This window comes from Micromonospora sp. B006 (assembly GCF_003408515.1).
In the GTDB taxonomy this organism is placed as follows: Bacteria; Actinomycetota; Actinomycetes; order Mycobacteriales; family Micromonosporaceae; genus Micromonospora; species Micromonospora echinospora_A.
In genome coordinates, this window is record NZ_CP030865.1 from 1,421,289 (window position 1) to 1,441,767 (window position 20,479).

Consider the following 20,479-nt stretch of genomic DNA (forward strand, 5'->3'; position numbering starts at 1 on the left):
ATCTGACAGGATTTCGGGCATGACGGAATACCTCCTCGTCGCTCTCGCCCTGCTCGGCGTGCTGATCATCGGCGGCCTGAGCCTCGTGGTGCCCCGGCTGCGCCGGCGCCCGGAGCCTCCGCTGCCGCGCACGGAGGTCGACACCCGGGCCGAGGAGGATCTGGCCGGCCCGCCGGTGGAGGCCCCGGAGGCGGATCTCACCACCGGCGTGGTGGTCGAGGTCCCACCGGTGGAGGCCCCCCCGGTCGAGGTGCCGGAGCCGACCGCCGGGCGGCTGGTCCGGCTGCGTTCCCGGCTGTCCCGCTCGCAGAACGCCCTCGGCAAGGGCCTGCTCGGCCTGCTCAGCCGCGACCGGCTGGACGAGGACACCTGGGAGGAGATCGAGGACAGCCTGATCACCGCGGACGTCGGTATCGACGCCACCCGGGAGATCGTCGACCGGCTGCGCGAGCGGACCCGCGTGCTCGGCACCCGCACCGGGGAGGAGCTGCGCGCGCTGCTCGCCGCCGAGCTGGTGAACGCGCTCGACCCGAGCCTGGACCGCTCGCTGCGGACCGCGCCGAAGGAGGGCGTCCCGGCGGTCGTGCTGGTGGTCGGCGTCAACGGCGCCGGCAAGACCACCACCTGCGGCAAGATCGCCCGGGTGCTGGTCGCGGACGGCCGCAGCGTGCTGCTCGGCGCGGCCGACACGTTCCGGGCCGCCGCCGCCGACCAGCTGGAGACCTGGGGTGGCCGGGTGGGCGCCGAGACGGTCCGCGGGCCCGAGGCCGCCGACCCGGCCAGCGTCGCGTTCGACGCGGTCAAGCGGGGTATCGACACCGGCGTGGACACCGTGCTCATCGACACCGCCGGCCGGCTGCAGAACAAGATCGGCCTGATGGACGAGCTGGGCAAGGTCAAGCGCGTCGTGGAGAAGCACGGCCCGATCGACGAGACGCTGCTGATCCTCGACGCCACCACCGGCCAGAACGGGCTGGAGCAGGCACGGGTCTTCACCGAGGTGGTCAACGTGACAGGCGTCGTGCTGACCAAGCTCGACGGGACGGCCAAGGGCGGCATCGTGATCGCCGTGCAGCGCAAGCTGGGCATCCCGGTCAAGCTGGTCGGCCTCGGCGAGGGCAAGGACGACCTGGCCCCGTTCGACCCGGCGCAGTTCGTCGACGCGCTGCTCGGCACCGAGCCGCTCGCCCGGGACGCGTAGCCTCTCCCGTGACGACTGACGATCGCGCCTACGCGGGGTGGCGCGACCCCAGCCACCCGTCGCCACGCCTCGGGAGACCGTACGTGACTTCGCAGGAGATTCCGCTGCACGGCGGGAACGTGAGCACAGTGGTCCGTGTGGGAGACACGGTCCGGCGCAACGCCGGCCCGTGGACGCCCTCCGTGCACGCGCTGCTGCGTCACCTGGAGTACGTCGGCTTCACCGGCGCGCCCCGCGCGCTCGGCATGGACGAGCGCAACCGGGAGGTCCTGTCGTACCTGGAGGGGGAGTGCGGGGAGTACCCGCTGGCCCCGCACTGGGTCACCGACGAGGCCCTGGTCACGGTGGCCACCATGCTGCGGATGTTCCACGACGCCCAGTACGGATTCACCCCGCCGCCCGGCGCGGTCTGGCGCTCGTTCGGTCCGCCCCCGCCGGACACCGAGGTGATCTGCCACCACGACGCCGCGCCGCACAACGTGATCTGGCGGCCGGACGGCACGCTCGGGCTGATCGACTTCGACCTCGCCTCGCCCGGCGCCCGCATCTACGACGTGGCGTACGCGGCCTGGACCTGGGTGCCGATCTTCTCCGACCGTGACTCGGTGACGCTCGGCTGGAAGCGCCCCGACCGTCCGCGCCGGCTGCGCCTGTTCGCCGACGCGTACGGGCTGATCCCGCGCGACCGGCACCGGCTCATCCGGACCATCCGCAAGCGCATCGTCGACCACGTCGAGGGCATCCGGCGGATGGCCGCCGCCGGTGAGCCGGCGTTCGTCCGGATCGTCCACAAGGGCCACCTGCGTCGCCCTATGCGTGACCTGCGGCTGCTCGACTACGAGCGGCACCAGCTGGAGTACGCGCTGCGCTGACCAAGATCGGCGTTCTTCACACGCCGGAAACAACCCGTCACGCGTCGGAAATCGCGCGGTGTCGCTGAAGGAAACAGCCGGCGACAAAGCTTCCGCGCAACCGGCTGACGGGCGATGCTGCCAGGACTCAGTCGGAGGGAGGAATACGACAACGAGAGGAGGCAGCGTGGAGATCGACACCGGGAACACTGCCTGGTTGCTTGTCTCGACTGCCCTCGTGCTGCTCATGACCCCCGGTCTCGCGCTGTTCTACGGCGGCCTGAACCGGTCCAAGGGCGTTCTGAACATGATGATGATGAGCTTCTCGTCCATCGGGCTCGTCAGCATCCTGTGGCTTTTCTACGGCTTCACCGTCGCCTTCGGCGAGGGCGGCAAGTTCTGGGGTGACCTGGGTCAGTACCTGGGCACCAAGACCTTCGTCGGCGAGAACGACCTGTGGGGCGAGACCGGCATCCCGATCTACGTCTTCATCGCCTTCCAGATGATGTTCGCGGTCATCACCGTGGCGCTGATCAGCGGTGCGCTCTCCGACCGGGTGAAGTTCGCCGGCTGGCTGCTGTTCGCGTTCGGCTGGGCCACACTGGTCTACTTCCCGGTCGCCCACATGGTCTGGGGCGGCGGGCTGATCGGCGGCGACATCGGCGCGCTGGACTTCGCCGGTGGTACCGCTGTGCACATCAACGCCGGCGCCGCGGCGCTCGCGCTGGTGCTCGTGCTCGGCAAGCGGGTCGGCTGGCCGCGCGAGAGCATGAAGCCGCACAACGTCCCGATGGTCGCCCTCGGCGCCGCGCTGCTGTGGTTCGGCTGGTTCGGCTTCAACGCCGGCTCCGAGCTGACCGCAGACGGGGTCACCGCGCTGGCGTTCATCAACACCCAGGTCGCCACCGCCGCGGCGCTGCTCGGCTGGATCGTGGTGGAGTGGGTGCGCGACGGCAAGCCGACCCTGGTCGGCGCCTCGTCCGGCGCCATCGCCGGTCTGGTCGCCATCACCCCGGCCTGTGCGTTCATCACCCCGGCCGCAGCGGTGCTGCTGGGCGTGGTGGCCGGTGCGGTCTGCGCCCTCGCGGTCGGCCTGAAGTACCGGCTCGGCTACGACGACTCCCTCGACGTGGTCGGCGTGCACTTCGTCGGCGGCTGGATCGGCTGCCTCTGGATCGGCCTGTTCGGCACCGCCTCGGTGAGCTCGCTGGTGGAGACCGACGGCCTGTTCGTCGGCGGCGACGCCACGCTGCTCGGCAAGCAGGCGATCAGCGCGCTGATCGTCAGCGTCTACTCCTTCGTCGTCGCCTTCGCCCTGGGCTTCGTGATCGACAAGACGATCGGCCTCCGGGTCTCCGCCGAGTCCGAGGTCGACGGCATCGACATCGCCGAGCACGCGGAGAGCGGCTACGACCTGTCGCCCACCACGGGCAGCAGCGGTGGCGCGTTCGCGATGGCCGGGATCGGCGCCGGCAAGCCCGGCTCGGATGCCGCCGTCGAGCCGGACGAGTCCGCGCCGGTCAGCGAGAAGGTCGCCGGTTAACGTTCCTGGGATGGAGGGGTTGGACATGAAGCTGGTGACCGCGGTCATCAAGCCGTACCAGCTGGACGCGGTGAAGGAGGCTCTGCACGCCCTCGGCGTGGCCGGGCTGACGGTCAGCGAGGTCCAGGGCTACGGCCGGCAGAAGGGGCACACCGAGGTCTACCGGGGTGCCGAGTACACGGTCGAGTTCCTGCCCAAGATCCGGGTCGAGGTGCTCACCGACGAGATCGACGTCGACAAGATCGTGGACGCGATCGTCGGCGCCGCCCGGACCGGCAAGATCGGCGACGGCAAGGTCTGGGTGACCGGCGTCGAAGAGGTCGTCCGGGTACGCACCGGCGAGCGCGGGCTCGACGCCCTCTGACGGCCGAACCCGCTGACATGACCTCGTTGACCACGGCCGCCGCCCCCACCGGGGACGGCGTGCCCGTGGTCAACGAGGTCGTCGGCGTACCCGGAGGCATCGGTGAGCCGGCCCGGATCGCGCGGGCCGAGGCGCTCGAGGCCTGGCTGCGCCGGACCTTCCCGGCCCGGGACGGGGTCGCGCTCGTGGCGGTGGGCGGGCTGGGCCGCCGCCAGTGCGCCCCCTACGGCGACCTCGACCTGGTGCTGCTGCACGCCGGGGTACCCGGCATCGACGAACTCGCCGCGTCGCTCTGGTATCCGATCTGGGACGCCGGGCTGCGGCTGGACCACTCGGTGCGTACCGTCGCCGAGGCGCTGTCGGTGGCCCAGGACGACGTCAAGGTCGCCCTCGGCCTGCTCGACGCCCGGCACGTGGCCGGCGACCCGGCCCTGACCGACCAGCTCGCCCGGACCGCCACCGACCACTGGCGGCGGACCGCGATCCGCCAGCTCCCCGGCCTGCGCGAGATCACCGCCGCCCGGTGGGAGGCGCACGGCGAGCTGGCGTTCCTGCTCGAAGGGGACCTCAAGGAGGCGGCCGGCGGGCTGCGGGACGTGGGCATCCTGCGGGCCATCGCCACCGCCGGGGTCACCGACGCGCTCCGCCCGGCCGTGTACGCCGCGCACCGGCGGCTGCTGGACACCCGCGACGCGCTGCACCAGCAGGTGGGCCGGCGGGTCGACCGCCTGGTGGCGCAGGAACGCGACGGCGTGGCGCGGCTGCTCGGCGCCGAGGACGGCGACGCGCTCCTGCGGCTGGTGGCCGGCGACGCCCGCACCGTCAGCCACGCCCTGGACGACGCCTGGCGCGCCGCCGACCGGCTCCGCTCCGGCCGGCACCGCGCCGCCCCGGGCCGCCCGCTGCGCCGCCCGGTCGCCCGGGACGTGGTGGAGCAGGACGGCGAACTGGTGCTCGCCCGCACCGCCATCGGGGCCCGCCCCGACCCGAGCCTGTCACTGCGGGTGGCCGCCGCTGCCGCCACCACCCGGCTGCCCATCGCGCGCGCCACCTGCGAGTGGCTGGCCGCGTACTGCCCACCGCTGCCCGCGCCGTGGCCACCGGCGGCCCGGGCCGCGCTGATCACCCTGCTCGGGGCCGGTCCCGGCCTGGTGCCCGCCTGGGAGACCTGCGACCGGTACGGGCTGATCGACCGCTGGCTGCCCGAGTGGACCCGGATGCGCAGCCTGCCCCAGCACAACCCGGTGCACCGGTTCACGCTCGACCGGCACCTCGTGCAGACCGCGTACGAGGCGAGCCGGCACACCCGCGACGTGGAACGCCCCGACCTGCTGCTGCTCGGCGCGTTCCTGCACGACATCGGCAAAGGGCTGGACGGGGACCACTCGACTGTCGGCGCGCCGCTGGCCGGGGCGGTGGCCACCCGGATCGGGCTGCCGCCGGCCGAGGCGGACCTGATCGGCACGCTGGTCCGGCTGCATCTGCTGCTGCCCGACGTGGCGACCCGCCGGGACCTGTCCGACCCGAAGACAGTCGCCGGTGTCGCCGAGCGGGTCGGCGACACCGCCACGCTGGAACTGCTGCACGCCCTGGTCCGCGCCGACGCCGACGCCACCGGCCCGGCCGCCTGGTCCGCCTGGAAGGGCCGGCTGATCGCCGAGTTGGTGGCCCGGGTGCGGACCACGCTGGACACCGGCGAGGTGCCCGCCCCGCCGGCCCCCGACCCGGCGCTGGTCGCCGGGCCGCTGCCGGTCGTACACCTGGGGGAGGACCGGGTGTCGGTGGCCGCCGCCGACCGGCGGGGGCTGCTCGCCACTGTGGCCGGTTGCCTGGCCCTGCACCGCCTGGAGGTGATCTCCGCGGACGCCGCCACCGTCGACGGCCGCGCCCTGGTGCAGTGCCGGGTGCAGCCGCGCTACGGGCTGGCCCCGAACCCGATCGCGCTCAGCGCCGACCTGCGCCGCGCGGTCAGCGGCGACGTCTCGGTGATCCAGCGGCTGCGTGGCCGGGCGCTCGCCGCCCGGAGCCAGGGCGCCGCGCCCCGGGTCGTCTGGCACCGGGAGGCGGCCACCGACGCGGTGCTGCTGGAACTGCGCGCCGCCGACGCGGCCGGGCTGCTGTACCGGGTCACGTGCGCGCTCGACGACGCGGGCGCCCAGGTGCGGGCGGCCCGGATCTCCACGCTCGGCGGTGACGTGGTGGACGCGTTCTACCTGGTCGGCGGCTGGCCGCCGGACGAGGAACGGTCCCGGATCGAGGCCGCCGTGCTCGCCGCCGTGTAAGGAAGGGCCCCCTGTTAACGCCTCCGGTAGAGGAAGGGACCCTTGTTAACACCCCGCCGACGAGCGGCGCGGGCCCGTGGACGGCCGGGCCGGAGCGGGGGTGCGGGCGGCGGGCTACCCTAACGGTGGGCTGGACCACCGGCCCGACCAGCATGTGCCCGCCGAAAACGACAAACGGGATGTTCGCGTGTTTGACACCTTGAGTGACCGCCTGTCCGGCATCTTCACCAAGCTCCGCGGCAAGGGCCGGCTCACCGACGCCGACGTCGACGCCACCGCGCGCGAGATCCGGATGGCGTTGCTGGAGGCCGACGTCGCCCTGCCGGTGGTCAAGGGCTTCATCGCGAACGTCAAGGAGCGGGCGCGCGGCGCCGAGGTCTCCCAGGCGCTGAACCCGGCCCAGCAGATCATCAAGATCGTCAACGAGGAGCTGATCAACATCCTCGGCGGCGAGGGGCGGCGGCTCCAGTTCGCCAAGCAGCCGCCGACCGTGATCATGCTGGCCGGTCTCCAGGGCTCCGGCAAGACGACGCTCGCCGGCAAGCTGGCCCGCTGGCTCAAGAGCCAGGGCCACCAGCCGCTGCTCGTCGCCGCCGACCTCCAGCGCCCGAACGCCGTCGGGCAGCTCCAGGTGCTCGGTGGCCGGGCCGGCGTCGAGGTGTACGCCCCGGCGCCCGGCAACGGCGTCGGCGACCCGGTGCAGGTCGCCCGCGACTCGATCGAGCACGCCCGCCGCGCCGCCCGGGACATCGTGATCGTCGACACCGCCGGCCGGCTCGGCATCGACGCCGAGATGATGCAGCAGGCCGCGAACATCCGCGACGCGGTACAGCCCGACGAGGTCATCTTCGTCATCGACGCGATGGTCGGCCAGGACGCGGTCCGCACCGCCGAGGCGTTCCGCGACGGCGTGGGCATCACCGGCGTGGTCCTGTCCAAGCTCGACGGCGACGCCCGCGGCGGTGCCGCGCTCTCCGTCCGCGAGGTCACCGGCCAGCCGATCCTGTTCGCCTCCACCGGCGAGAAGCTGGAGGACTTCGACGTCTTCCACCCCGACCGGATGGCCAGCCGGATCCTCGGCATGGGCGACGTCCTCACTCTGATCGAGCAGGCCGAGGCGGCCTTCGACTCCGATCAGAAGGACAAGATGACCGCCAAGCTGATGGGCGGGGAGACCTTCACGCTGGAGGACTTCCTCGATCAGCTCATCGCGGTCCGGCGGATGGGTCCGATCGCCAACGTGCTGGCCATGATGCCGGGCATGGGGCAGATGAAGGACCAGCTCGCCGAGCTGGACGACAAGCACTTCGACCGGGTGACAGCGATCATCAGGTCGATGACCCCGGCCGAGCGCACCAACCCGAAGATCATCAACGGCTCCCGCCGGGCCCGGATCGCCAGCGGCTCCGGCGTCACCGTCATGGACGTCAACCAGCTGCTCAACCGCTTCACCGACGCGCAGAAGATGATGAAGCAGATGGGCGGCATGATGGGCCTGCCCGGCGGTGGCCGGCGCAAGGCGACCAAGTCGCCGAAGAACAAGCGCAAGGGCACCAAGGGCGGCGGGCGGCCGCGTACCGGCGCCGGGATGCCGGGTGGCTTCCCGGGCGGGATGCCGCAGCTCCCGCCGGGCCTGGACCCGGGTGACCTGGCCGGTGGGCAGGGCCTGCCGCCGGGCTTCAAGCTTCCGAAGATCGACTTCAACAAGCTGGGCAAGGGCGGTGACAAGGGCCCCCGCTAGCGTGTCGGTGACGGTGGGTGATGTGATCATCACCTAGGGCCGGCTCGCCCCCTGGGAGGAGATGTCATGACCGCGGCGCCGATCTCCGAGCGGCACGAGTGGACGGTCGACGACCTGGGCGACCTGCCCAAGGACCTTCCGTACGAACTGATCAACGGAAGGTTGATCGTGCCGTCGCCCACCGCCCTGCACCAGGATCTGTGTGTCCGTCTCCTACTCGCGCTTGAGGTCAGGTGGACCCGCAGCACGAGCGGATCGCGCTGACCGAGTACACGCGCGACGGCGCCGCCCGCGAGTACGAGCAACTGGCACACACCGAGGACCTCTTCGTCACCGAGCGGCCCTGGAAGGTCTCTGTCGATCTGCCGGCGCTGACCGCGCGCCGCAACGACCTGCCCGCCGTCGAGGAGGACTGATCGGGTAGGACTGTGCACATGGCTCTGCACGTGCGCGGTGTGTTCCTCCCCGACGACGAGGTCCGGGACGTCTGGCTGGTCGGCGACCGGGTCACCTTCGAACCGGTGCCCGGCGCCGAGACGGTGGCCGACGGCGGCTTCGTGCTGCCCGGCCTGACCGACGCGCACTGCCACATCGGCATCGCCCGCGGCGGCAGCCCGATCACCTCCCTCGACCAGGCGCGGGACCTGGCCCGGATCGACCGGGACGCCGGTGTGCTGGCGATCCGGGACGCCGGCTCGCCGTACCCGTACCCCGAACTGGAGGACGAGCCGGACCTGCCGCGACTGGCCCGCGCGGGCCGGCATGTCGCGCCGCCCAAGCGCTACCTGCGCGACATCGGCGTGGAGGTCGGCGCGGCGGAGGTGGCCGAGACGGTGGCCGCGCAGGCCGCGGCCGGCAACGGCTGGGTCAAGCTGGTCGGCGACTGGATCGATCGCGGGGTGGGCGACCTGGCGCCGGCCTGGGACGCCGACTCCATGACCGCGGCGGTCGCCGCCGCGCACGCCGCCGGGGTACGCGCGGCGGTGCACACGTTCTCCGAGTCGGCGGTGGAGATCATGGTGCGGGCCGGGGTGGACTCGGTGGAGCACGGCACCGGGCTGAGCCTCGACCTGATCGACCTGATGGCCCGGCAGGGCACCGCGCTGGTCCCCACGATGATCAACATCCGGACGTTCGGCCACATCGCGGAGCAGGCCCGGCCCAAGTTCCCCGGGTACGCCGACCACATGCTCGCGCTGCGCGACCGCTTCCCCGAGGTGGTGCGCGCCGCGCACGAGGCGGGCGTGCCGATCTACGTCGGGACCGACGCCGGTGGCGGCATCGACCACGGGCTCGCGGCCGAGGAGATGCTGCTGCTGCACGAGCAGGCCGGCATGTCCGCGCCGGACGTGCTCGCCGCCGCCTCCTGGCGGGCCCGGGAGTGGCTCGGCTTCCCCGGGCTGGTCGAGGGCGGCCTCGCCGACCTGGTGGTCTACCCCGAAGATCCGCGCCGCGACCTGCGGGTCGTCCGGACGCCGAGCCGGATCGTGCTGCGCGGCCGGGTCGTCCGCTGACCGGCCGCCGTCGTCGCGGTCGGCTCTAGCGGGCCGTCGCCGCCATCAGGAACAGGCGCACGGCCAGGTCGGCCAGCCGGTCGGCGGTCTCGTCGACCGGGCCGCCGGGCAGCACGATGTGGCTCACCACCAGGCGTACGACGCTGTCCGCCGCGAACGCGAGGGCCGCCGGATCGGCGTCAGGCAGGCGTTTCCCCGTCCACTCCAGCAGCGCCGCCGCGGCCTCGGCGAGCACCAGTTCCGAGCGTGTGGTCAGGTACGGCAGCAACTCCTCCGAGCCGCCCCGGGTGCTGGTCAGCACGGCGCGTACCAGCGGGTTCTCGGCGGCCGAGGCGAGCGTGCGGTGGATCGCCGCGTACGCGGCCGCCCGCACGTCGGTGTCGTGCTCGCCGAGCGCGGCCCGGACCTCGCCGACGAAGCGGTCCACCTCGTGCCGGGCGAGCGCCTCGCCCAGGCCCGCCTTGGTGCCGAACTCGTTGTAGACCGTCTGCCGGCTGACGCCGGCGACGGCGGCCACCGCGCCCATCCGGACGCGGTCCCACCCGAGGGCCACGGTCTGCGCCCGGGCGGCCTCGACGATCGCGTCCCGTGTCTCACCCATCGCCGTCGAAGTCTACGGCCGCGCCGCACGACACGGCGCGGCCCGGCTCCCCGGCGCACCCCCGCCCCGCGCGGCGCATAGGATGTGCGGTCATGGCACGCGTGCTCACTCCCCGTGCGGAGGACTTTCCCCGCTGGTACCAGGACCTGATCGCCAAGGCGAAGCTGGCCGACAACGGCCCGGTCCGGGGGACCATGGTGATCCGACCGGCCGGCTACGCCATCTGGGAGCGGATGCAGGCCGAGATGGACGCCCGCATCAAGGCGGCCGGCGCGGAGAACGCGTACTTCCCGCTGTTCATCCCGGAGAGCTACCTCAAGCGGGAGGCCGAGCACGTCGAGGGCTTCTCGCCGGAGCTGGCAGTCGTCACGCACGGTGGCGGCAAGCAGCTCGCCGAGCCGGTGGTGGTGCGCCCCACGAGCGAGACGGTCATCGGCGAGTTCATGGCCAAGTGGATCGACTCGTACCGCGACCTGCCGCTGCTGCTCAACCAGTGGGCGAACGTGGTCCGCTGGGAGCTGCGCCCGCGGATCTTCCTGCGCACCAGCGAGTTCCTCTGGCAGGAGGGGCACACCGCGCACGCGACCCGCGAGGACGCCCGCGCCTACGCGCGGCGGATCCTGCACGAGGCGTACGAGGACCTGATGGTCAACGTGCTCGGCATCCCGGTGGTCGTCGGCCTGAAGACCGCCCGCGAGCGCTTCGCCGGCGCCACCGCCACGTACACGTGCGAGGGCATGATGGGCGACGGCAAGGCGCTCCAGCTCGGCACCAGCCACGAGCTGGGCCAGAACTTCGCCAAGGCGTTCGACATCAGCTACTCCTCGGCCGAGGGCGGCCGGGAGCACGCGTGGACCACCTCCTGGGGCACGTCCACCCGGATGCTCGGCGGCCTGATCATGTGCCACGGCGACGACAACGGGCTGCGGGTGCCGCCGAAGCTGGCGCCGATCCAGGCGTACGTGATGATCGTCAAGGACGGCGAGGGCCCTGGCGGCCCTGCCGAGGCGGCACAAAAGCTTTGTGACGCGCTGCGCGACGCCGGGGTGCGGGTGGCGCTGGACGACCGGACCGACACCGCGTTCGGCCGCCGCGCCGTCGACGCCGAGCTGCGCGGCTACCCGGTACGCGTCGAGGTCGGCCCGCGTGACCTGGCCGCCGGCAACGCGGTGGTGGTCCGGCGTACTGACGGTTCGAAGGCCCCGACGGCGGTGGCCGACGTGGTCGGCGCGGTCCTGGCCGCGCTGGAGGCCGACCAGCGGGCGCTGCACGACCAGGCGCTGGAGTTCCGCCGGTCCCGCACCGTCGAGGTGTCGACGCTCGCCGAGGCGATCGAGGCGTCCGCCACCGGCTGGGCGCGGGTGCCGTGGTCGGCGGTCGGCGTCGAGGGCGAGGCCGAGGCGAACGGCCAGGGCGTGACGGTCCGCTGCCTGGTACGCGCCGACGGCTCGGTGCCGGACTCGGAGGACGAGCCCGACCTGGTGGCGATCCTCGCCCGCGCCTACTGAGGTGTAAGGAAGGGCCCCCTCTTAACGCATTCCGCATAGGCGGGGGCCCTTGTTAACACGACACCGGGGGTGAGCGTGCGGTTCGAACCTGGGCGGCTGATCATGCACCGGAACGTGCGGCACGGCCGGATCGGCTGGGTCCGGTCGGCCCGCGTGGTCGCCGACGACGAGCGCGGCCTGCTGCTCTGGGTGGCGCGGACAGCGCCCGTCGCGCACGAGGTGACGGCGGCCGGCCTGGGCATGCGGGCCGTGCCGTTCGCCGAGTGGGTGACGTCGTCCTACCGGCTCGCGCAGGGGCTGTGGAACGGGCCGCCGGTGCTGAAGTTCCTGCCCGCTGGCGCGGCCCACTCGGTCTGGTGGTTCCGCGACGCGGCGGGCCGCTTCCAGAACTGGTACGTCAACCTGGAGGAGCCCGGCGTCCGCTGGGACGACGGCGCGGTGGCCGGCGTCGACATGGTCGACCAGGACCTCGACGTCGTGGTCCACCCGGACCTGAGCTGGGAGTGGAAGGACGAGGACGAGTTCGCCGAGCGGCTGGCGTTCCCGGAGCACTACTGGGTGACCGACGAGAAGGCGGTACGCGCCGAGGGCGAGCGGGTGATCCGGATCGCCGAGGCGGGCGAGTTCCCGTTCGACGGCACCTGGTGCGACTTCACCCCGCCCGCCGAATGGGACGTACCGGACGAGCTCCCGCCCGGGTGGGACCGCCCGCCGGTGCGCTGAGCGAGTGTCGTCCGTCACGGCCCGGCCCGCCCCGGGCGTGGTGTCCGGGTCCGGTGTGAGAGTTCCGGGCCGGATCTGGCAGAATGGTCCGCTGGTATCCGGCACGCGTCCGGCGCCCTCTAACCCGGGCGCGTCGCCAGTTCACCGAGCAGTCTCCGGCCCAAACCCCACTGTGCCGGTCGGCGCTCACCCGCCACACCGCCCGTACGGGCCGGTGAGATCGCAACAGGAGCGAAACAACTGTGGCCGTAAAGATCCGGCTCCTGCGGATGGGCAAGATCCGCAACCCGCAGTACCGCATCGTCGTCGCCGACTCGCGCACCAAGCGTGACGGTCGCGCGATCGAGTTCGTCGGTGTGTACCAGCCGAAGGAAGACCCTTCGGTGATCGAGGTCAAGTCGGAGCGGGTCCAGTACTGGCTGTCGGTCGGCGCTCAGCCGAGCGAGGCCGTGCAGCGCCTGCTGGAGCTGACCGGTGACTGGCAGAAGTTCAAGGGCCTGCCGGCCCCGCCGCCGCTGAAGGTCGCCCCCGAGCGGGCCGACCGCAAGGCGGCGTACGAGGCCGAGGCGAAGGCCGCCGCCGGCGTGGCGGACACCCCGGCCAAGCCGGCCAAGAAGGCCGCCGTCAAGGCGGAGGAGCCGAAGGCCGCCGAGGCCAAGGCCGAGGAGCAGACCGGTGCCGAGTCCGGCGAGCAGGCCTGACATGGCGCTGCGTCCCGCCCTGGAGCACCTGGTCAAGGGGATCGTCGACCACCCGGACGACGTCCGGGTGCGAATGGTCGACTCGCGTCGGGGCAAGCGCCTCGAAGTCCGCGTGCACCCCGAGGACCTCGGCACGGTGATCGGGCGGTCCGGCCGGACCGCCAAGGCGCTGCGCCAGGTGATCGGCTCCATCGGCGGGCGTGGGGTACGCGTCGACATCGTCGACTCGTACTGATGCTTCTCGTCGTCGGCCGCATCGGCAAGCCGCACGGCATCCGCGGTGAGGTCACCGTGGAAGTGCGCACCGATGAGCCCGAAGCACGGTTCGCCCCCGGTTCGGTGTTGACCACCGAGCCGGGGGTGGTCCCGTCGGAGCCCGGCGCCTGGCGGGTGCCGCCGACGCTCACCGTCGAGTCGGCCCGCTGGCACCAGGGGCGTCTGCTCGTGGTCTTCGAGGGCGTGCTGGGCCGCGACGTCGCCGAGGCGCTGCGCAACACGCTGCTCGGCGTGGACAGCGCCGACGTCGCCCCGCCGGAGGACCCGGAGGAGTTCCACGACCACCAGCTGGTCGGGCTCACCGTGGTCACCCGGGACGGGGAGCACGTGGGCGAGGTGGCCCGCATCGACCACGCGCCCGCGTCCGACATGCTGGTGCTGCGGCGTCCCGAGGGGCGTACCGCGCTGGTTCCGTTCGTCAAGGCGATCGTGCCCGAGGTGGATCTGGCCGGCGGTCGCGTCGTCGTCGACCTGCCCGGTGGCCTGCTCGACCTCTAGCTCTCGACCTCCGGCTGGAGCCACCGCATGCGCGTCGACATCGTGTCGATCTTCCCCGAGTACTTCGCCCCGCTGGACCTGTCGCTGATCGGCAAGGCCCGCGCGATCGGCACGCTGCGGCTGGCCGTACACGATCTGCGGACCTGGACCCACGACGTGCACCGCACCGTCGACGACACGCCCTACGGGGGCGGTCCGGGCATGGTCATGCGGCCGGAGCCGTGGGGGGAGGCGCTGGACGCGCTGGCCCCGGGTGAGCTGAGCCCGGACGGGCACACGCTGCCCCGGCTGCTCGTCCCGTCCCCGGCCGGCGTGCCGTTCACCCAGGCCATGGCGCACGAGCTGGCCGCCGAGTCGCACCTGCTCTTCGCCTGCGGCCGGTACGAGGGCATCGACCAGCGTGTTCTGGACCACGCCGCGACCCGGATGCCGGTGACCGAGGTCTCCCTCGGCGACTACGTGCTCTTCGGCGGCGAGGTGGCCGTGCTGGTGATCCTGGAGGCGGTCACCCGGCTGCTGCCCGGCGTGCTGGGCAACGCCGGCTCGCTGGACGAGGAGTCACACGCGCACGGGCTGCTGGAAGCCCCGCTCTACACCAAGCCGGCGACCTGGCGCGGGCTCGACGTGCCGGAGGTGCTGCGCTCCGGCGACCACGGCCGGATCGCCCGCTGGCGCCGGGACGAGGCGCTGCTGCGCACGGCCGAGCGCCGGCCCGACATGCTCGGCGCGCTGGCCCCGGAGACGCTCGACAAGCGGGACCGGGCGGCGCTGGACCGGGGCGGATTTTCCTCGCCACCCGGGCATGTGGCAAAGTAGAGGGGTTGCCGCATCCGCCCACGCCGTGAGCGGCTGCGAGGACCCTCGACCGGGGCCGGCGAAGCCGGTCACCACCCGGGGGTCAGAATCACCCGTTCGCGCATCGACTGACGATGCGCCGTGAGCCTCACGAGGACGCAGCGATGAACATCCTGGACGCCCTTGACGCCCAGTCGAAGCGTACCGACCTGCCCGACTTCCGTGCCGGTGACACCGTCAAGGTGCACGCGCGAGTCGTCGAGGGCGCCCGGTCCCGGGTCCAGATCTTCCAGGGCGTCGTCATCCGCCGCCAGGGTGACGGTCTGCGCGAGACCTTCTCGGTCCGCAAGGTCAGCTTCGGCGTCGGCGTGGAGCGGACCTACCCGCTCAACGGCCCCGGCATCGACCGGATCGAGATCGTGACCCGCGGTGACGTGCGCCGGGCCAAGCTCTACTACCTGCGCGAGCTGCGGGGCAAGAAGGCCAAGATCAAGGAGCTGCGCGAGAAGCAGCCGGCGAACTGACTTTCGCTCGCCACGCCGCCCGAGCTGCGCGGATGTCGTATCGACCAGACCGCATTACCCTGGTCGGTACGGGCGCAGCCGGACGGCGCGAAGCGGTCCACTGCCGCCCGTGGGGTCTCCGAGGAGACTCCCGGGCGGTAGTGTCGTTTCCGCGGACCGGAGAGTGGCATGGTGCAGATGGTTGACGAGGACGGCGCCGTCGATCCCTGGCGCCGGCGAGCCCGGCGCGGGCGTCGCCAGATGCCGCTCTGGCAGGAGTTGCCGCTGCTGCTCATCGTGGCGTTCTGCCTCGCGGTGCTGATCCGTTCGTTCCTGCTCCAGGCCTTCTTCATCCCCTCCGGGTCGATGGAGAACACGCTGCTCGTCGGCGACCGGGTGCTCGTCAACAAGGTCGTCTACGACGTCCGGGACCCGGTCCGCGGCGAGGTGGTGGTGTTCCGCGGCACCGACCGCTGGGTCGCCCAGGAGGCGCCCGCGCCGCCGACCAACTTCGCCGGCCAGGTCAGCCGCACGCTCGGTGACCTGGTGGGCGTCAGCCGCCCCGGTGAGAAGGACTTCATCAAGCGGGTCATCGGCGTGCCGGGCGACAAGATCTGGTGCTGCGACGACGGCCGGGTGGTGGTCAACGGGACCCCGCTGGACGAGCAGGCGTACGTCTCCGAGGACTCGCCCGCCGAGCTGCCGCCCAACCCGAAGGAGTGCCGGTCCCGGCAGTTCACCGAGGTGGTGGTGCCGCCGGGGCAGATCTTCGTGATGGGTGACCACCGGCTGGTCTCGCAGGACGCCCGATGTCAAGGGCCGGTGCCGATCGAGAACGTGATCGGCCGGGCCTTCATGATCGTCTGGCCGTCACAGCGGTGGACCACCCTGCCCGTACCGGAGACGTTCACGAACGTGCCGCGCGCGGACGCCGCGGCCGCCTCCGGCCCGGTCCCGGTGGACCCCGACCCGGTGGGCGGAGTCGTCCTGATTGTGCCGGTCGCGGCGACGCTCGCCGTTCTCGCGGGTTCGGGGCGACTGCGCCGCACCCGGGGACGTAGGCTCCTCCCGTGATCGACGAGCAGACCGAGAAGCCACGCAACTCCTTCTGGAAGGAGCTGCCCATCCTCCTGGGTGTGGCGATCCTGGTCGCAGTGCTGGTTCGCGCCTTCGTGCTGCAGACCTTCTTCATCCCGTCGCCGTCCATGGAGAACACGCTCAAGATCGACGATCGGGTGCTGGTCAACAAGCTGGTCTACGACTTCCGCTCGCCGCACCGGGGCGAGGTGATCGTCTTCAAGGCGCCCACCGAGTGGAGCGGAAACCCCGACGGCGAGGACTTCATCAAGCGGGTGATCGGCGTCGGCGGCGATCACGTGGTCTGCTGCGACCGTACGGGCGGGCAGGACCGGCTGGTCATCAACGGCAAGCCGGTCGACGAGCCGTTCATCTTCCCCGGCAACAAGCCCGCCGACCAGGACTTCGACATCACCGTGCCGAAGGGCCGACTGTGGGTCATGGGCGACCACCGGGAGGCCTCCGGCGACTCGCTGGAGCACTGGCAGCAGTCCGGCGAGGACATCACCGTCGCCACCATCCCGGAGGGCGAGGTCGTCGGGCGGGCCTTCACCATCTTCTGGCCGGTCAGCCGCGCCACCTGGCTCAGCGTCCCGAAGCAGTTCGAGGGGATCCCCAATCCCTGACCCGACGGCTTCCGCGCACCCCCACGCCCACCCCCGGCCGCCGGCGGGAGGGCGTGGTCGTTCGTCGCAGCCGTCTGGCAGGCTGGTGCGGTGACCGTCTACACCCCTCGTCGCGCGGCCCGGGTGCTGCTGGTCGACGCGTCCGACCGGGTGCTGCTCTTCGAGGGCAGTGATCCGGCCCGGCCGGGTCACCGCTACTGGTTCACCCCCGGCGGCGGGCTGGACGCGGGGGAGTCCCCGGCCGACGGCGCGGCCCGCGAGCTGGCCGAGGAGACCGGCCTGCGGCTGGCCCCGGCCGAGCTGGGCGCGCCGGTCTGGTCGGAGACTGTCGAGTTCCCGTTCGACGGCGTCTGGTACCGCCAGGAGCAGCAGTTCTACCTGGTCCGGGTGGCGGGCTGGGAGGTCGACACCACCGGCTTCAACGAGGTCGAGCGCGCGAGCGTGCACGGGCACCGCTGGTGGACGGTGACCGACCTGGCCACCTCCGCCGAGCGCTACTACCCGCCGGACCTGCCCGGCCGGCTCGGCGCCGTGCTGACGGGAGGCGGCGCATGCTGACCCCGCCGCGCACCGTGGTGCGCCGCGACGGCGGCCTCTACGCGCTGGAGCGGGCCCTGCAACGGCGGGGCTTCCGGTACGTGGCGGGCGCCGACGAGGCGGGCCGTGGGGCCTGCGCCGGGCCGCTGGTCGCCGCCGCCGCGGTGCTGCCCGAGGGGCGCCGCGGCGAGATCGACGAGCTGGCCGACTCCAAGCTGCTCACCCCGGCCGCCCGGGAGCGCGTCTACGACGAGGTGGTGGCGCGGGCGCTCGCGTACGCCGTGGTGGTCATCCCGGCCGAGGAGGTGGACGCCCGCGGGCTGCACGTGTGCAACCTCGCCGCGATGCGCCGGGCGCTCGCCTCGCTGACCACCCGCCCGGAGTACGTGCTGACCGACGGCTTCGGCGTCGACGGGCTCGACGTGCCGGGGCTGGCGGTCTGGAAGGGTGACCGGGTGGCCGCCTGCGTGGCGGCGGCGAGCGTGCTCGCCAAGGTCACCCGGGACCGGATCATGGTGGAGCTGGACGAGCGGTTCCCCGGCTACGGCTTCGCCGAGCACAAGGGCTACATCACCGCCGAGCACAGCGCCGCGCTGCGCGCGCTCGGGCCCTGCCGGGAGCACCGCTTCTCGTACGTGAACGTGGCCGCCGTCTCCGGACGGGACGGCCGGCCTCCCCGCGCCCGCCGCCCGGCGGGCGCGGACGCGGCGCCGCCCGAGCCCGCGGCCGGGCTGCCGGGACTCGGGCCCAGTGCGTTCGCCGGGCGCCCGGACGAGCCGATGGGGCGCTCCGGCGCGCCAGGGGGTACCGTCGGCGTGGCGTTGGGCGAGCAGCCGCGACCTCCGGCGTCGGTGGGGGAAGATGTGGTCATGGAAGGCGGAGTGCGATGAGCGCGGAAGATCTCGAGAAGTACGAGACCGAGATGGAGCTGCAGCTCTACCGGGAGTACCGCGACATTGTCCGCCAGTTCTCCTACGTGGTGGAGACCGAGCGCCGTTTCTATCTGGCGAACCAGGTCGACCTGCACGTCCGCAACTCGGACGGTGAGGTCTACTTCGAGGTCGAGATGCACGACGCCTGGGTGTGGGACATGTACCGCCCTGCCCGTTTCGTCAAGAACGTCCGAGTAATGACGTTCAAGGACGTCAATGTGGAAGAGCTCGAAAAGCCCGACATCTCGCTTCCCGCAGATTCCGGATTCGGGAGCTGAGCCCCGGGCGGCCCGCCGCCCCGGATCACCGCTCCGGCACGACCACGTCGACCCGCTGCACCAGGTTGTTCGCGAACCCGCCCCGGTTCCACGGCTGCTCCACCGGCTGGGTACGCCCCGAGGCGTCGGTCGCCCGGGCGCCCAGCACGTACCGCCCCGGGGTTGCCGTCCAGCTCACCGACCACCGGCGCCACGCCCACTCGCCTCCGGCCGGCTCGTCCAGGACCGCCGGCGTCCACGTCCCGCCACCGTCCATCGTCACCTCGACGGACGTCACCGGCGCGTGCCCGGACCAGGCCCGGCCGTCCACCGTGCACGGCCCGGGCCGCACCACCCGGGTACGGGACATGAAGTCCGGGAAGCCGGGCGGGCGAACCAGGGCACGCGGTTCGATCCGGGTCACCGGCACGCCCGGGTCGTCGGCGTCGCGCCGCAACCGGTACGCCACCGCGTTCTGGTAGCCGTCGAACGGCTCGGTCGTCACCGTGATGTCGCGCAGCCACTTCACGTGCGCCATGCCGTACCAGCCGGGCACGATCAGGCGCAGCGGCGCGCCGTGCTGCGGCAGCAGGGGAGCGCCGTTCATCTCGTACGCCAGCAGCACCTCCTCGCGCAGCGCGTCGCCCACCGGCAGCGCCCGCTGGTAGTCCTGCTCGACGCCGCGCTCCACGCCGTGGTCCGCGCCGGTGAACACCACGTCCACCGCGTCGCCGGACAGCCCGGCCTCGCGCAGCAGCGGCGCCAGCGGCGTACCGGTCCACTCGGCGTTGCCCACCGCCTCGACCAGCCAGGGCTGGCTGACCGGCCGGGGATGCAGCAGCGCGCGGCCGTTGCCGGCGCACTCCAGCGTGACCCGGTGGGTCACCCGGGGCCGGTCGCGCAGCGCCGCCAGGTCCAGCCGCAGTGGACGCTCGACCGCGCCGGACACGGTCAGCGCGTACGCGGCCGGGTCGACGTCCGGGATGTCGTAGTGGATGAGCAGGTAGTGCAGGCCCGCCGGGGTCACGTCGTAGCGCAGCGCCTCCAGCGGAATGCCGTGGTTACGCGCGGCGAGCTGAAGCTCCTCGGCGCTGATCGCCTCGCCCGGCCCGGCCACCCGGGCGGGCCGGCTGGCGTCGTCCACAGTGGTCATTGCCGCTCCGTCCGCTCCAGCACGTCGTAGCCCACGAACTCGAACATCCGCTCGCCCCGCGTCAGCGGGCGGGGAGTGCCGGTGAAGCGGTGCGCGCCGACGCCCACGCCGTCGGCCGGGCTGCCCACCGCGACCGGCGTGAACCCCTCCTCGGCGAACCACTCGCAGATGACCGGCACCAGATCCGGCTCCCGCCGGTGCCGCGTCCACAGCACCGTGCCGCCGGTGGCGCAGAGCGAGGCGCAGTGGCGCACCGTGGCCCGGATGTCGTCGTCGGTGATGTTGCCGAAGATGCCGCAGACCAGCACGAGATCCGCCGGGGCCAGGTCGGCGTAGCTGTCGGTCAGCGCGGCGTCCCCGGTCACCACCTCGACGCCGGTGAGCCCGGCGTCGGCGGCGGCGCGGCGGGCCAGATCCGCGTTGCGCGGGTCCAGCTCGACCAGGCGGGCGGTCACGTCGCCGCCGCGGGGGTGGGCGGCCAGCACCGGGATCAGGTCGCGGCCCTGGCCGGCGCAGAGGCTCAGCGCACGCAGCGGACCGGGTGGCGCGGCATCGAGCGCCTCGGCGACGCGCTGCCGTACCTCGGCGAGCCGCCGGGCCAGTGCGGATTCGGGCTGGTCGTAGTCGCGGTGCCAGGCGTACCAGTCCTTCGTCACCCGGCCAGCATAGGCGTCCCGGCCGTAGCAGATCGGCCCCGATTTCGGCGCTCGTCCACAGTGGGGGCGTCGTCCACAGGACGGCCGCGTGGTGCGCGCGGGGCAGCGCGCGGCCGGTCAGGGTACGCGGTGTGCGAATC

Annotated in this window: 24 protein-coding genes; 21 read left to right on the forward strand and 3 right to left on the reverse strand. The window is 72.7% G+C overall.

Annotated features, from left to right (window positions below):
• Positions 1-19: 19 nt before the first annotated feature.
• The 9 genes from ftsY to MicB006_RS06945 all read left to right on the forward strand — a co-directional run bounded on the left by ftsY (position 20) and on the right by MicB006_RS06945 (position 9,496).
• On the forward strand, positions 20-1,201 hold the full coding sequence (ftsY, locus tag MicB006_RS06910) for a signal recognition particle-docking protein FtsY (RefSeq protein ID WP_073830380.1): 1,182 nt from the start codon (positions 20-22) through the stop codon (positions 1,199-1,201).
• 8 nt (positions 1,202-1,209) lie between these two features.
• The gene (locus tag MicB006_RS06915; protein WP_174537508.1) at positions 1,210-2,073 is read left to right on the forward strand and encodes an aminoglycoside phosphotransferase family protein; all 864 of its coding nucleotides are present in this window, start codon (positions 1,210-1,212) and stop codon (positions 2,071-2,073) included.
• Positions 2,074-2,239: 166 nt separating this feature from the next.
• Positions 2,240-3,595: an ammonium transporter gene (locus MicB006_RS06920; protein WP_116504638.1), complete on the forward strand. Its 1,356-nt coding sequence runs from the start codon at positions 2,240-2,242 to the stop codon at positions 3,593-3,595.
• Between the two features lie 25 nt (positions 3,596-3,620).
• Positions 3,621-3,959: a P-II family nitrogen regulator gene (locus tag MicB006_RS06925; protein ID WP_174537509.1), complete on the forward strand. Its 339-nt coding sequence runs from the start codon at positions 3,621-3,623 to the stop codon at positions 3,957-3,959.
• A gap of 17 nt (positions 3,960-3,976) precedes the next feature.
• Positions 3,977-6,241, forward strand: a complete 2,265-nt coding sequence (locus MicB006_RS06930) for a [protein-PII] uridylyltransferase (RefSeq protein ID WP_116504640.1) — start codon at positions 3,977-3,979, stop codon at positions 6,239-6,241.
• 187 nt (positions 6,242-6,428) lie between these two features.
• Positions 6,429-7,982, forward strand: a complete 1,554-nt coding sequence (gene ffh / locus MicB006_RS06935; protein WP_073830377.1) for a signal recognition particle protein — start codon at positions 6,429-6,431, stop codon at positions 7,980-7,982.
• 66 nt (positions 7,983-8,048) lie between these two features.
• Positions 8,049-8,246: a hypothetical protein gene (locus MicB006_RS32250; RefSeq protein ID WP_225980669.1), complete on the forward strand. Its 198-nt coding sequence runs from the start codon at positions 8,049-8,051 to the stop codon at positions 8,244-8,246.
• The gene (locus tag MicB006_RS32255; protein ID WP_225980670.1) at positions 8,216-8,398 is read left to right on the forward strand and encodes a hypothetical protein; all 183 of its coding nucleotides are present in this window, start codon (positions 8,216-8,218) and stop codon (positions 8,396-8,398) included. Before MicB006_RS32250 ends, MicB006_RS32255 begins: the two co-directional genes overlap by 31 nt.
• An 18-nt stretch (positions 8,399-8,416) precedes the next feature.
• The gene (locus MicB006_RS06945; RefSeq protein ID WP_116504641.1) at positions 8,417-9,496 is read left to right on the forward strand and encodes an amidohydrolase family protein; all 1,080 of its coding nucleotides are present in this window, start codon (positions 8,417-8,419) and stop codon (positions 9,494-9,496) included.
• Positions 9,497-9,521: 25 nt separating this feature from the next.
• On the opposite strand, the gene MicB006_RS06950 is transcribed toward MicB006_RS06945, so the two are convergent.
• Positions 9,522-10,097: a TetR/AcrR family transcriptional regulator gene (locus MicB006_RS06950; protein WP_073830374.1), complete on the reverse strand. Its 576-nt coding sequence runs from the start codon at positions 10,095-10,097 to the stop codon at positions 9,522-9,524.
• A gap of 92 nt (positions 10,098-10,189) precedes the next feature.
• Here MicB006_RS06950 and proS point away from each other — a divergent pair, with 92 nt between their 5' ends.
• The 12 genes from proS (at position 10,190) to MicB006_RS07010 (ending at position 18,551) form a co-directional block, all read left to right on the forward strand.
• Positions 10,190-11,605 (forward strand): proline--tRNA ligase, encoded by a 1,416-nt coding sequence (gene proS / locus MicB006_RS06955; protein ID WP_116504643.1) that lies wholly within the window; start codon positions 10,190-10,192, stop codon positions 11,603-11,605.
• 75 nt (positions 11,606-11,680) lie between these two features.
• Positions 11,681-12,328 (forward strand): DUF402 domain-containing protein, encoded by a 648-nt coding sequence (locus MicB006_RS06960; RefSeq protein ID WP_116511232.1) that lies wholly within the window; start codon positions 11,681-11,683, stop codon positions 12,326-12,328.
• A 242-nt stretch (positions 12,329-12,570) separates the two neighbouring features.
• A complete protein-coding gene (gene rpsP, locus MicB006_RS06965) occupies positions 12,571-13,029 on the forward strand; it encodes a 30S ribosomal protein S16 (protein WP_116504645.1) in 459 nt (152 codons plus the stop codon).
• A complete protein-coding gene (locus MicB006_RS06970) occupies positions 13,004-13,264 on the forward strand; it encodes an RNA-binding protein (RefSeq protein WP_030500803.1) in 261 nt (86 codons plus the stop codon). The genes rpsP and MicB006_RS06970 overlap by 26 nt, the downstream gene beginning before the upstream one ends.
• Positions 13,264-13,803 carry a ribosome maturation factor RimM gene (rimM, locus tag MicB006_RS06975; RefSeq protein WP_073830371.1) on the forward strand — a complete coding sequence of 180 codons (540 nt, stop codon included), beginning with the start codon at positions 13,264-13,266 and terminating at the stop codon, positions 13,801-13,803. Before MicB006_RS06970 ends, rimM begins: the two co-directional genes overlap by 1 nt.
• Before the next feature lie 27 nt (positions 13,804-13,830).
• Positions 13,831-14,619 carry a tRNA (guanosine(37)-N1)-methyltransferase TrmD gene (trmD, locus tag MicB006_RS06980; RefSeq protein WP_116504647.1) on the forward strand — a complete coding sequence of 263 codons (789 nt, stop codon included), beginning with the start codon at positions 13,831-13,833 and terminating at the stop codon, positions 14,617-14,619.
• 143 nt (positions 14,620-14,762) lie between these two features.
• Complete coding sequence (gene rplS, locus MicB006_RS06985) at positions 14,763-15,122, forward strand: 50S ribosomal protein L19 (RefSeq protein WP_073830369.1); 360 nt, start codon at positions 14,763-14,765, stop codon at positions 15,120-15,122.
• Positions 15,123-15,290: 168 nt separating this feature from the next.
• A complete protein-coding gene (lepB, locus tag MicB006_RS06990; protein WP_116504649.1) occupies positions 15,291-16,175 on the forward strand; it encodes a signal peptidase I in 885 nt (294 codons plus the stop codon).
• Complete coding sequence (gene lepB, locus MicB006_RS06995; protein ID WP_043325910.1) at positions 16,172-16,804, forward strand: signal peptidase I; 633 nt, start codon at positions 16,172-16,174, stop codon at positions 16,802-16,804. Before lepB (MicB006_RS06990) ends, lepB (MicB006_RS06995) begins: the two co-directional genes overlap by 4 nt.
• Before the next feature lie 90 nt (positions 16,805-16,894).
• A complete protein-coding gene (locus tag MicB006_RS07000; RefSeq protein WP_116504651.1) occupies positions 16,895-17,362 on the forward strand; it encodes an NUDIX hydrolase in 468 nt (155 codons plus the stop codon).
• Positions 17,356-18,231, forward strand: coding sequence for a ribonuclease HII (locus MicB006_RS07005; protein ID WP_116504653.1), 876 nt, complete (start codon positions 17,356-17,358; stop codon positions 18,229-18,231). The genes MicB006_RS07000 and MicB006_RS07005 overlap by 7 nt, the downstream gene beginning before the upstream one ends.
• Complete coding sequence (locus MicB006_RS07010) at positions 18,228-18,551, forward strand: DUF2469 domain-containing protein (protein ID WP_011905215.1); 324 nt, start codon at positions 18,228-18,230, stop codon at positions 18,549-18,551. Before MicB006_RS07005 ends, MicB006_RS07010 begins: the two co-directional genes overlap by 4 nt.
• Positions 18,552-18,576: 25 nt before the next feature.
• Here the strand turns inward: MicB006_RS07010 and MicB006_RS07015 are convergent, their stop codons facing one another.
• Both MicB006_RS07015 and MicB006_RS07020 read right to left on the reverse strand, forming a co-directional pair.
• Positions 18,577-19,683 carry a sulfite oxidase gene (locus tag MicB006_RS07015; protein ID WP_116504655.1) on the reverse strand — a complete coding sequence of 369 codons (1,107 nt, stop codon included), beginning with the start codon at positions 19,681-19,683 and terminating at the stop codon, positions 18,577-18,579.
• On the reverse strand, positions 19,680-20,339 hold the full coding sequence (locus MicB006_RS07020) for a methyltransferase domain-containing protein (RefSeq protein WP_116504657.1): 660 nt from the start codon (positions 20,337-20,339) through the stop codon (positions 19,680-19,682). Before MicB006_RS07020 ends, MicB006_RS07015 begins: the two co-directional genes overlap by 4 nt.
• Positions 20,340-20,479: the final 140 nt, after the last annotated feature.

Coding starts and splice junctions, on each gene's coding strand:
- ftsY (WP_073830380.1), top strand. CDS start 20: ATGACGGAATACCTCCTCGTCGCTCTCGCCCTGCTCGGCGTGCTGATC.
- MicB006_RS06925 (WP_174537509.1), top strand. CDS start 3,621: ATGAAGCTGGTGACCGCGGTCATCAAGCCGTACCAGCTGGACGCGGTG.
- MicB006_RS06930 (WP_116504640.1), top strand. CDS start 3,977: ATGACCTCGTTGACCACGGCCGCCGCCCCCACCGGGGACGGCGTGCCC.
- MicB006_RS32250 (WP_225980669.1), top strand. CDS start 8,049: ATGACCGCGGCGCCGATCTCCGAGCGGCACGAGTGGACGGTCGACGAC.
- MicB006_RS06945 (WP_116504641.1), top strand. CDS start 8,417: ATGGCTCTGCACGTGCGCGGTGTGTTCCTCCCCGACGACGAGGTCCGG.
- MicB006_RS06950 (WP_073830374.1), bottom strand. CDS start 10,097: ATGGGTGAGACACGGGACGCGATCGTCGAGGCCGCCCGGGCGCAGACC.
- proS (WP_116504643.1), top strand. CDS start 10,190: ATGGCACGCGTGCTCACTCCCCGTGCGGAGGACTTTCCCCGCTGGTAC.
- rimM (WP_073830371.1), top strand. CDS start 13,264: ATGCTTCTCGTCGTCGGCCGCATCGGCAAGCCGCACGGCATCCGCGGT.
- trmD (WP_116504647.1), top strand. CDS start 13,831: ATGCGCGTCGACATCGTGTCGATCTTCCCCGAGTACTTCGCCCCGCTG.
- rplS (WP_073830369.1), top strand. CDS start 14,763: ATGAACATCCTGGACGCCCTTGACGCCCAGTCGAAGCGTACCGACCTG.
- lepB (WP_116504649.1), top strand. CDS start 15,291: ATGGTGCAGATGGTTGACGAGGACGGCGCCGTCGATCCCTGGCGCCGG.
- MicB006_RS07005 (WP_116504653.1), top strand. CDS start 17,356: ATGCTGACCCCGCCGCGCACCGTGGTGCGCCGCGACGGCGGCCTCTAC.
- MicB006_RS07010 (WP_011905215.1), top strand. CDS start 18,228: ATGAGCGCGGAAGATCTCGAGAAGTACGAGACCGAGATGGAGCTGCAG.
- MicB006_RS07015 (WP_116504655.1), bottom strand. CDS start 19,683: ATGACCACTGTGGACGACGCCAGCCGGCCCGCCCGGGTGGCCGGGCCG.